The 11,593-nt window shown below is 27.1% G+C and carries 13 protein-coding genes; 4 read left to right on the top strand and 9 right to left on the bottom strand.

Going from position 1 to position 11,593, the window contains the following annotated elements:
• Positions 1–313 precede the first annotated feature (313 nt).
• The 9 genes from OXH55_RS19700 to OXH55_RS19660 form a co-directional block, all read right to left on the bottom strand.
• Positions 314–1,837, bottom strand: coding sequence for a hypothetical protein (locus OXH55_RS19700; RefSeq protein ID WP_268051865.1), 1,524 nt, complete (start codon positions 1,835–1,837; stop codon positions 314–316).
• Between the two features lie 690 nt (positions 1,838–2,527).
• The gene (locus OXH55_RS19695; RefSeq protein ID WP_268051864.1) at positions 2,528–3,601 is read right to left on the bottom strand and encodes a tyrosine-type recombinase/integrase; all 1,074 of its coding nucleotides are present in this window, start codon (positions 3,599–3,601) and stop codon (positions 2,528–2,530) included.
• A gap of 625 nt (positions 3,602–4,226) precedes the next feature.
• Positions 4,227–4,808, bottom strand: coding sequence for a hypothetical protein (locus OXH55_RS19690; protein ID WP_268051863.1), 582 nt, complete (start codon positions 4,806–4,808; stop codon positions 4,227–4,229).
• 646 nt (positions 4,809–5,454) lie between these two features.
• Positions 5,455–5,820: a hypothetical protein gene (locus OXH55_RS19685; protein ID WP_268051862.1), complete on the bottom strand. Its 366-nt coding sequence runs from the start codon at positions 5,818–5,820 to the stop codon at positions 5,455–5,457.
• A 62-nt stretch (positions 5,821–5,882) separates the two neighbouring features.
• Complete coding sequence (locus OXH55_RS19680) at positions 5,883–6,461, bottom strand: tyrosine-type recombinase/integrase (protein WP_268051861.1); 579 nt, start codon at positions 6,459–6,461, stop codon at positions 5,883–5,885.
• 232 nt (positions 6,462–6,693) lie between these two features.
• A complete protein-coding gene (locus OXH55_RS19675) occupies positions 6,694–7,509 on the bottom strand; it encodes a hypothetical protein (RefSeq protein ID WP_268051860.1) in 816 nt (271 codons plus the stop codon).
• A gap of 248 nt (positions 7,510–7,757) precedes the next feature.
• On the bottom strand, positions 7,758–8,069 hold the full coding sequence (locus tag OXH55_RS19670; RefSeq protein WP_268051859.1) for a hypothetical protein: 312 nt from the start codon (positions 8,067–8,069) through the stop codon (positions 7,758–7,760).
• A 610-nt stretch (positions 8,070–8,679) separates the two neighbouring features.
• On the bottom strand, positions 8,680–8,904 hold the full coding sequence (locus tag OXH55_RS19665) for a helix-turn-helix domain-containing protein (RefSeq protein WP_268051858.1): 225 nt from the start codon (positions 8,902–8,904) through the stop codon (positions 8,680–8,682).
• Between the two features lie 25 nt (positions 8,905–8,929).
• Entirely contained in the window at positions 8,930–9,478 is a 549-nt protein-coding gene (locus tag OXH55_RS19660; RefSeq protein WP_268051857.1) for a sigma-70 RNA polymerase sigma factor region 4 domain-containing protein, read from the bottom strand.
• Positions 9,479–9,727: 249 nt separating this feature from the next.
• Between OXH55_RS19660 and OXH55_RS19655 the strand changes: the two genes are divergently transcribed.
• From OXH55_RS19655 to OXH55_RS19640, 4 genes are all read left to right on the top strand, one after another.
• Positions 9,728–9,961 carry a BhlA/UviB family holin-like peptide gene (locus OXH55_RS19655; protein ID WP_268051856.1) on the top strand — a complete coding sequence of 78 codons (234 nt, stop codon included), beginning with the start codon at positions 9,728–9,730 and terminating at the stop codon, positions 9,959–9,961.
• Positions 9,962–9,975: 14 nt separating this feature from the next.
• Positions 9,976–10,569 (top strand): N-acetylmuramoyl-L-alanine amidase, encoded by a 594-nt coding sequence (locus OXH55_RS19650; RefSeq protein WP_268051855.1) that lies wholly within the window; start codon positions 9,976–9,978, stop codon positions 10,567–10,569.
• Between the two features lie 187 nt (positions 10,570–10,756).
• On the top strand, positions 10,757–11,119 hold the full coding sequence (locus OXH55_RS19645) for a hypothetical protein (RefSeq protein ID WP_268051854.1): 363 nt from the start codon (positions 10,757–10,759) through the stop codon (positions 11,117–11,119).
• 139 nt (positions 11,120–11,258) lie between these two features.
• On the top strand, positions 11,259–11,516 hold the full coding sequence (locus tag OXH55_RS19640; protein WP_268051853.1) for a hypothetical protein: 258 nt from the start codon (positions 11,259–11,261) through the stop codon (positions 11,514–11,516).
• The last annotated feature ends 77 nt before the right edge of the window (positions 11,517–11,593 follow it).

The following is an 11,593-nucleotide window of genomic DNA, read 5'->3' as shown; positions in this document are numbered from 1 at the left end:
TAGTCCTCTTACTAGTAGGTTTAACAAAAATATTTTTGGGATGGATTTGAAAATAGAGATAGCTATATCGCTAAAAATTCAAATAAACACCATATAAGAAACTGCTTTAGAGAGAAAAAAAAAAAAAAGCCTGTGGATTTGTGTAAAACTCTGCGAGTTTTACACAAGCTCCACTAGGCACGATCTCCTCGCAGGGGCGACCAAACCCACGAGACAACTATAGCACACCACAGAGCCCCCTAAGCATGGGAAAAGCTCCTCCATATAGTACGACAAAAAACCGACCACCCTACAATTGGCTAAAATACAAGAATTAAGCCAATTGCTCAATTCTTAAATCATCAAATATTCCGTCCTTAACACCCTGTTTTATTTCAGTATAAGTAATATTTTTATATTTTTTCTTAATCTTCTCTTTGATTGTCGAAGGAGCTTTGCCTATCTCTTCAGCAATTTTATTAATACTTAATCCTGAAAACTCTAGTCGTGCAATCATAATAAATTCATTCCTTCTTCTAACTTCTGTCTTAGTTAATCCTTCTGTATTTCTAAACTTTTTATATCTATACTCTCTATCCCAATCTTTTTTCTTTTCTGCTTTTTCCTCATCTGTCATATACTTTAACTCTTGCAATCCTATCTTTTGCACATCTTCTCTATCTAGTCCTAAATGATTCAATATAGTTATATCTTTATATAAATATTGATTTTTGTTTACATTTCTAGTGTCTCTTTCAATAACTCGCCACACCAAAGGTTTTGCTAAATTATTATTAAACTCTTTCATCATTTGCTCAGCTTCATCATCAGCAATTCCAGCTAGTTTTGCATGATTTCTAACCTGGAAACACAAAAATCTTCTACCATCAAAATCTTTTCCAAAGTAATTTGCTATTCTATAAAAGTCTTGAATTCTTCCCATATTTATTGTATAAAATATGTCTTTACCACTTGGAATAAATCTAACAATTTTTCTTTTACTTTTCTTCTCTAAAAATCCTGGATACCATTCTGGTAACGAATCTAGCCAATTATCTCTTAACTCTGAAAGCTTATATTTTGGTGCATCAGCTATGAAAAACACTTCTACTTTATCATTTGATTTACTATTTATACTACCAGTTATACGTCCTGAATCTGTTAATCTCGTAGAATCTGACCCATAATCTGCTAACCTTTGTGCAAATACTTTATTTACTCTTTTCACAAGATTTCTAGACGGCTTCGTAGCTCCTACACATTCTATTTTAAAAAATAATTTTAATTGTCTTCCTATCTCAACTACATTAGGAATAGGAATACTCCTTCCAAACTCTTCAGCTTGTAATATCTCAAAGACTTCTATCGGCTTTTTCCCTTTAAATCTTCTTATTCTTTTATCTATATAATCAATATCACACTCTATTACATGCATACTAAATATATTATCTTCTTCTCCATTAAGCATTGTTTTATACGTTGCTAGAGAATAGAAAAAATCTTCTCTCGTAAATTTCTTAGAATTTAATATATTAAAGAGCTTCTTTCCATCTTTTAAATCTTGTACATTATACGCATATATAGTGTTAGTTGCAGCACATCTTAATCTTATAAAGCACTCTCTATCGGTATCAAAAATTTTATTAAATATACTCCCCATAAGCTCTGTATCTTCTTTTGTTATATTATATTCTTTTGTAACATCTTTTTTATTTTTAACTTTTGTTTTTTTATTATCTTCTAACAATGGAAATCCGTATTTTTTTCGATTTAGATTACAGATAGAGTGACTTAAATTATTTCTAATCTCGAATTCTAAATATTCTTCAAATGATGGTTTATACTTTATTGCAGACATAAAAATAGTGCTCCTTTCTTATTCCTCTATCAGAAATAGCACCACAACGCCTTTATTAATACACTTAATTATTTTTTTAAAAACTTGTTTTTAAAAGAATTATTTTATATAATTAAGTATATAATTATTACTGAAAGACATTAACCCTTTGGGGTTGTGGTAGGAAAAGTTAGAGTAGGGTGGCAGCCCGATAATCTCTAACTTTTTTGCTTTTCCGATCTTTTTATCTATAACTTGTAAATTAATTATAAACATTATAATATATTTTATTATATTACGTCTGTTTTTTTAGCCATATAAATAAAAAAACAAACTAAAAATAAGAAAATAACAATAATTTTTCTTATTTTTTTACTTTATTTACCCTATGGGTGTTTAGATTATTTGCCGTTTATATAGCTATATATATTATAGTATAATTTTTCATATTATATTTCAATATATTTTATTTTTTACTATTTTTTAGGTATATATAATCTTTATTATATATACCTAAAAACTTGAACTGACACTGTGTCAGTTCAAGTTACCTAAAATTTACCATGCATTTTTACTATTGCTCTTATGGATACTATCCCGATAATTGAAATAGAAAAAATAGCAATAGTAGCCACTGTATTTAAGGTACTTTGCATATTATCACCTCTACTAAAAATATTACACCATATATTTTTTTATTTAAAGTTTACTTTACCACGCATTTTTAACATATGCATCTATAACATCATCTCTTACCTCGCCATGCCCAAGAAAAACACTTGTAGCTGCTCTTGTTTCCTTCCACGTATGCGGTTCAAAATAATCATTTATAGCTTTTATTTGTCCAGATGTAAAACCTGCTAAGTTACCACTTTTAATAGCGTTATATTGCTCCGTATTCCATCCCAAATGAGACTTTGCATCCGATAAAGTATGTTTACCCCTAAAAGCATCCCAAAATCGCTGTGCGGTCATTTTGCGAATACTATGCACGCCTGTTTTATGCTCTGCATAAACATGTATATTTTGTTTCAGTAAATTTCTATGTAGCCAATTATTTACACTGTTCGCCTTAATAGGAATAAGCAGATCCCCTACCTCCTTTTCTGCTGCTAAATTTCTTAAAAAATTTTTTTGTGCTTTGGTTTGTATAGCTAAAATCCTATGCTTATTATGTTTGCCTATAATCTCTATAGTGTCATTTTTAAAATCTATTTGTCCTTTTGTAGTTCCTACAGTTTCAGCAACTCTCAACCCAAACAATTCTGCGAACTTAACAGCTCTACGACTGTGACAATCTTCTGTATTGTTAAAAACGGCATCTAAATGTATTTTTTCCATTGGAATCGAACGCTTAACTTCAAACATTTCTTGATTTTTTCGTAATGCTACTGCTGGAATAGGTGGTTTAACATAATCCACATAGCATATATTTAAATTTTTTGCGTGTTTAACTACTCTTTCTAATTTACTAAAACGTCTCATGTACCTATCTAGCGTTGCATAGCAACACGTATTAGCCTTATGTTCTAGAAACGCTTTCGTAACTTGTGGCGTTACGTCAACTAGGTTTCTTACATCTGGTCTATACTCCTTACACCAATTAGAAAAATTCTTTGCATGGTCTTCTAATATCTTTCGTTCTCCACCTTTTTTTTTACCACCACCACTAAAAATTCTCCATCCCTGAGAAATCCCTTGCTTTACTAGACTACGTTTAGATTGTCCAAAGCATAAACATTGAAAAATACTGTTCTTAAACTGCTGGTTAAGGTTATGTGCCAAACTTATCACCCCAAAATTAAAATATCTTTTATATAAATCAAAAACAAAAATCTTTTATAAAAATCTTATTTAATAATTTTCTGAGATAGCATTCATCGGCTACAAACGTAGTAAATATCAGCACTTGCAGTCATGTGTAAATTTATCCCACTTAAAAAAGGATAGACTTTCCCTACCGCCGATGAATGCCTTCTCAGATTAAAGAATAAGAAAAAGATAAAAATCCGATTTAGCATTGGCTGTAACATTAAGAGATACCACGCTTTGTGGCAAAAAGTTTTGTCCAATTACAGATAACTTCACAGCCTTCAAACCTACCTGCAACCACTTAAAAATGTCTGTAAAAATTAAATAAAAGATTATTTGCAATAAACAAAACTCACCTACGTTCCAAACGATTTATTTACTTGCATTCATACCTTCAAAAATTATTTAGCTGCTGCCCATCATGTTATTTACTCCCCTTGGAATATTTAAAATTACTATTCAGTTAATTATTATAGTGCGGTTGAAAAAAAAGTAATAAAAATTTCTAAAATTTTTTCAAAAAAATAAAAAACAACTGCTATTATTACAGTTGTTTATAAATATATGTACTAATTCTCTCATTCCTATAAATACTAATTTACTTTTTGTATCTATCTATATATTCCAAAAGTGCCATACTAAGCAAGTCCTGTTTACTATAAGGTTGGTTTGAACAAAAATTATTAAATTTTTGTAATACATCTGAATATATAGTAAAAGATCTTGTTTTAACTTCTCCCCTAAGCTGCTGTTTATCTATAGTTATTTCTGGTACTTCTATCAAATCTTTATTCTGCATATTCTTTTTTATCCACTCAAAAATTTGTTCTCTTTCATCTTCCTTTTCTTTTTGTTTCTTATACCATTCTATCATCTGCAGTAAATTTTCTTTTATTTCTTCCGGAAATATATTTTTATGTATTTCCTTTTTGTTTTCTACTATTATGTTAGGTTTATGTTGGTTTTGTGTTATATTAACATGTTGTGAACTGTTTATAACATATTGTCCAACACTTTTATCTGATGCATATCCATTACGTCTGAAAGTATCTCCTAATGTATTTTTAGCTAAATTATATTCCTTTATTATTTGTGCTGTTGTTTTTCCTTTATTGTATTCCTTACACACCCAAGCAATTCTTTCCTTGTCAGACATAGATTTAAATTCTTCTCTATTCATCTCTTCCACCTCATAACATGTAATAACATTATTATAACATGTTTATATTTTATTTGGTATTATTTTACATAAATAAACTGTTTTTCAATATAAAGTCTTATAAAATAGTGAAAGAACTTAGATACATATTATCTAAGTTCTTTCACTAAATCCACTTTTAGCGAAATAAACCAATAAAAAATACAAAGAGTAGCTCAGCTCTTTGTATTATTAAATGAACATTTAATAATAGTAAATTTACTAGTATTAAATTTACCTTTACTATTACTAAATATATATTAAATTACTAATAAAAATTAAATATATTAATTTAAGCAATTATAATTGTACTACTAGTAAAATAGCCATATTAAATTTAACTTTAATAATAATAACTTTACATTTAATAATGTTAAATTTACTAATATTAAATTAAAATTTACTATATGTTAAATTTACACTAAATTTACTGTACATTTAGTGTATAGTAAATTTATAGTAAATTTATAATATTTATAGTTACATAAATTTAGTATATAGTTAATTTAAACAATCCTTTGTAAGGCTAGTAAAATGGGAATACTAAATTAAAATTTACTATTAATTTAGTATTCATTTACCATATATTAAATTTACCTTTAGTAACATAAAAATTTATAATTAATTTTTATGAACATCTTCTGAATTCTTTTCTAGAAAACTTACCCTTTTTATCAAGTATTGTTACAAGATCCACAAGTATAGTATCACCTATATCTAATGTATAGTAATTAGAATAATCATCTATTTTTCCTATTAACCCGTTATATTTTACAATTAGATTATAATTATTTTTCCATGAAGCCACTCCATCTGATGAGATATCACCTGAAGTATTCTGTGAATTATCTACAAATTCTTTATCAATAATTATAGCTGCTACTTGTTCTCTTAACTCATCAGAATCATCTCCCAAATTTAAAATTAAAATACAGATAACCGTATATATACCTAAAGTTATTAATAACGGTTTAAACCAAATCAATAATGTCAAAAGCTCCCCCCCTATCGAATATAAAAACAGACTATTTTGTATACCTTAAAGCAATTACTTTATTATAATTCTACAAGACGATAAACTTCATCTAAATCATCCTGGCTGATTCCTAAATAAAGCTTTGTCACAGATTGATTTGAATGATTATATAGCTCCATGAGAACTGGTAGTGGTACTCCCTTTTTCCAGCTGTGATATCCAAAAGTCTTTCTCAAACTATGGCATCCTATCTGTGCTTTTATTCCTACTGCAGCACAACAGCTCTTTACAATCTTTAATGCCATAGACCTAGTTATAGGCTTGTTTTGGCCCTCTCTGCTTGTAAATATATAGTCTGCTGGTTTTATATGTTCAAGTTCTTTTTTAAGCTTCTTAAGAGCATCTATGGCGTTCTTATTTAGCAAAAACTTCTTATCCTTTCCAGTCTTTTTTTCTTTGATATATACATGGCTTTTGAAGGTCCTTTCCTCAAAATCATATATATTACACCATTTTAGTTCTAATATATCTGAAATCCTTAATGCTGAATTTAAACCCAAAACTATTAGCGTATAGTTTCTTATGTTATTAGATCCTAACAAATATTTTTTTAAATCTTTTATTTTTTTCTCTGATCTTATCGGTTCTACTCTTTCCATTCTTATCCCCCTTTTTATACATCTTTCAATTACTCGTATTTATATTATATCAACATTATGCGTAACTGTAAAATAAAAAAGAGAACACTAAAAAAGCGTAAAGCCTTATTTTTCAAGACTTTACGCCTATTTCACGAGTTACGCACAATGTATATTGTGCGGAACTCAATATATTATTTGAAAATTTATTCCATGTTATCAGTATCAATACTTAAAAAGTTTTGACACTTAACTATATATAATCAAAAGGACATTCAAAAAATAACTCATCATAAGAATAATCCCTATCAGCAAATGTTAAACCACTACAATGTATTTTCTCATTTGGCATATTACGATTAATTTCAAATAAATCTCTTGGTATATTATCAAAATTTCTAGATATTATATATCTCAATAGAATACTATATTCCATACTAAATGAATCATAACATTTATCATTTAATGAAATTAAGCCAATATTCTCATATTCACCTATGTTTTGCTTATATGGAATTATATTTATAATTTGTGATGATTCTTTGGAAGTAATTTTAAAACAACTAAATCTATTTTCCACAAACATATTTTTTAGAGCAATTAAAAATAGTTCACAACTTGATAAACTATTTTTTAGTTCTTCAAATGTAGGAACAATAAATTCATGTTCTGTATTATTTCTAACTTTTCTTGATTTAAGTATAATCTCTAAATTAATATCTAATAAAAAACTTATTAATGTTAAATCATTTATATTTTTTAGTTCTGGTATTTTAACTAGCTCTGGATAATTTTTAGAAGTTATATCTTTAACATAACCTAACTTATTTAAAATTTCTCTACATCTACAATCTATAATTCTTTTAATATCAGTTATTAATCTTACTTTATCTATATCAGTAATGTTTTTTTCAATTTTATATTTATTAAATTCCTTTTTTACTTGCTTATAATATTTCTTATAGTCTATAACATTGCAGTTTTTTGAAACGTAATCAATACCAAACTGATACTGATATTTATTATATGATTCAATAACAACGAAGTTTGTAAAATCTATATTTTTCATAATATCCCCTCACAAATATTTATTAAATTATAATTTAATTTTAAACAAATAACTTTTTACTATTGTTTATGATTCAGTTGACTTATGCTCTATCCAAATAAGTTCGTGTTTTATAGAAAAGGTGAACTATTATTCAAGTGTCAAAAAAGCAACCCTAAATTAATAGAGTTGCCATAAATAAAATTAATCACTTTAAGTTATTTTATTAAAATCCTCATTAAACACCTTTTTATTGCTCACAATATATCTTAATCATCCTTCTCTATCAAATGATTGCAGTAACCACAATACCCTCCGTTGTCTAAAGCAGCCACCATCTCACACCAAGGAATTGAATTATGACATCTCTTGCATTCTTCAACATAATTTTCTTTTGCCACATGATTTACAAACACATTCCATTGAGTAGATGAAAGTTCATTATACCGTCCATCAATAATCATTTTAGTAATACCGTATGCAGGAGTACATTTTTCCACCATATCATAATCTAAAAGTTCTTGTAAAAAGTCTAAGAAATCTTGGTCGTTACAACATTCAACCCAATATTCATCTATCATTACACTATCCTCTCCCCACTTATTTAAATTTTGTATTAGTCTTAGAATATTCAAAACTATTATAGCATGCATATTATTCAATATATATATTTACTGTCAATGGTCATTCATATCTACATACCTCCTAAAATAAATTTTATATATATTGATATACATACCTATACGTATGTTAACTTAGATGTTATCTATTAGGTACAAGCCTAATTGTACTAGGCAATGTATATCGCCTAGTACAAAATAAAAGCAATTCTATTTATTTAGAGTTGCTTTTATTAAAATCTTCATTTCATTCTCTTATAATGCATTATTTTACTCTATATACCTGTGAAACTATACATTCAAGAGCAGTAATATAAAAAGAGCTTAACACCAAATCAGTGTCAGCCCTTTAATATCAACGGTTATATGTGTTTTTATGAATGTAATATTTTATCTAAAAGTTTACATTCATTTCTTGCACAATATTTTGGTATTGAATTTGCGGTTTACTGTAGCTACCCTAGGATTATCGCAAATCAAACAAACATTTTGATTATATTCAATATATTTGATATCATAAAATAAACAAATAGAAGCTCTGCCAAGCTTCTATTTGTAAAAATATTTAATTTTATAAATAACTTTTCAAATTTACATCAAGAGGGTTAAATGTGAACTTATAAATGCAATTTATTAATTTTACATTTAACTCTTGAAAACAATCTTCGTCGAATTTTCCATTGATAATACTATTCTTTATAAGACACGGTTTGAATTTTTTTAAAATCTCATTAAGTGCGTATGTATCCCCTTTATGGGCTAAAATAACTAGTTCTTCAAATTTTTTATCACTCATTAGCATTCCTCCTTATTTAGCTTTTTTACATTATTAAATTCAGCTCATTTAATTCATTTCTCAGTTTATTTAAAGCTGAACGCTTACTTTTATTTATTGCTTGGCGGCTGATTCCTAATTCTTTTATTAATTGCTTTTCTTTTTTCTGAAGTACTATCAATTTATAGATTATTTCTTTCTGTCTTGCTGGAAGTTTTTCAAGAGCATTTAGAAGCTTATAGTTTTCTATTACTTTTTTGAAATCTACTTCTTTTTCAGGTTGTGAGACTTCCTCTATAAAATCTACTTTTTTATCAGAAATCATGTTTATCCTTTCTTCACCAAAATCTTTATCTTTAATATTCAAATTTAACATTTCCTTGTAATCCTTCTTTAATTTCTTTTCTTGATAATGTTTTGAATAAAAATTCATACTTTTACCTATATAACTGCAAAATTTCAATTGGAACATATATAATTTTAATTTTTTCTCCAATTCATATAAAGCATTTTCATCATTGTAAAATTTAAATCTTATATATAAACTTTGGTTTTCTTCATCTCTATTTAAAAAATTTTTGATTAAAGAATTCAATTTATCCCCTCCTTAGTATAATACAGTATAATACTTTCACCGAACTTTTGTTCGGTGTATGATTTTAAAAATTTCCATATATGTACAAAGATATATGGAATTCTCTTTTTTTCTCTTTTTATTATATAAAAACCATTTAATTTTTAATTTGACAACCCTAAAATTTATATTTTTAATAAATATTTCAAATTTAGGTTTACATATCTAAATATATTTCTGTTTTTCTTATAAGGAAAGGAGATGAATATAATGGGAAATGAGATTTTTAAACTAGCAGCATCACAAGGAGTTTGGGCAGCATTAAGTGTTGCACTTATATTTTATATTTTAAAAACTCAAGAAAAAAGAGATGTTAGACAGGAGGAAAGAGAAAATAATTATCAAGGTATCATAGCAAAGCTTACAGATAAATTTAATATCGTTGAAGATGTAAAAAAAGATGTAGAAGATATTAAGCAACATATATTCAAAACAGAAAATTAATAGGGGGGATTTAAATGGAGATTATAGAAACAAATTTAAACTTTGAAGAACTTCAATATGGAAACAAACATACAGCTATAGTACTTCATCATGCAGAACACAGCACTTGTAGTGTATATGATATTCATAAATGGCATAAATATGATAATGGCTGGAGTGGAATAGGCTATCACTTCTTTATAACAAAAGATGGACAAATATATAGAGGTCGACCAGAAAATTCAATAGGCGCACATTGCAAAGGTCACAATTCTTATACACTAGGTGTTTGTGTTCAAGGCAATTATATGAATGAAAGTATGCCAAGTGCTCAGAAAAAATCATTAATAGAATTATGCTCATATTTATGTAAAAGATATGATATAAAAATAATAAAAGGTCATAGAGAATTAGGTCAAACTAATTGTCCAGGCACAAAGTTCCCTTTAATGGAAATAAGAGAATCAATTCTAAATAATAAAAAGGGAGTAGATACTTACACAGTAAAACGGGGAGATACATTATGGGCAATATCAAAAAAATACAATATGTCAGTTGATAAATTGAAAAAATTAAATAACTTAACTACAGATATAATTTATCTAAATCAAATATTAAGAGTATTGTAAACAGCTTTTTCAATAAAGCTGATTTTTTACTTTTTATGAAAAAACAAAAAAATTTTTTAATATAGGTTTACATCTTGAGATAAAAAACGTTTTTATAGAGTGTAAGACAAATCAAATGGATCCAAAAGATAATGCTTACATTTAAAATAACTAAAAAATAATTTTATTAACTAAAGGAGGATTTTTTATGTCAAAGTTACCTTTAATTGCAGATATAGGTGAAGTACGTACTAAAACTAAAACAGTATCAATTGATGATATGATAAGTGGAGCAGGAGATATAGGTTATTCAGTAACAACTGCAACTATAACCAAACCAATTATAAACAAAGTTCTTTCTAGAATAGGATTATCTATTGGAGGTTCTTATGTTTTGTTAGCTGCTTCAATAGGAGAATGGGTACTTGAGGGAATTCTAAGATTAATGAGATCTCAAGGATGCAAGGAGTTTAAAATTAAGTATGAATATACGTTTGAGTTCTTATACGGAGATCCTACTACAATACCTAAATGGAGAGTTACTGATGTTTCATATACACCAATATACTAAATAAAAGTAATTAAATAAAAAATACTCTAGGACAAATTTGTCCTGGAGTATTTTTTATTTAATTACTTTTATTTACAATCAAAACTTCAAACTACCTTTTAAAAGTGTTATAATCATAAAATACAAGGAGGCAAAGAAGATGCGATTAATAAAATTTTTTTATGTTCTTTTATCAATAATAGCACTTATTGTTGCTTACATTTATTTCCGATACGATTTGAGTAATTTTTATAAAACTATACTTCGTACTATAACTTACAGTATATCAATAATAGTAGGTGGCTTTATTATAATAAAGCCAAAGCTTTTCTCTAAAAATAATAAAACTTCAGAATACATATTAGGAGTAGTCCTCTTACTAGTAGGTTTAACAAAAATATTTTTGGGATGGATTTGAAAATAGAGATAGCTATATCGCTAAAAATTCAAATAAACACCATATAAGAAACTGCTTTAGAGAGAAAAAAAAAAAAA

Origin of the sequence: Clostridium ganghwense (genome assembly GCF_026735165.1) — a bacterium.
GTDB lineage: Bacteria > Bacillota > Clostridia > Clostridiales > Clostridiaceae > Clostridium_H > Clostridium_H ganghwense.
Note: the sequence above shows the minus strand (reverse complement) of the source record. Positions and strands in the feature narration are given on the sequence as shown.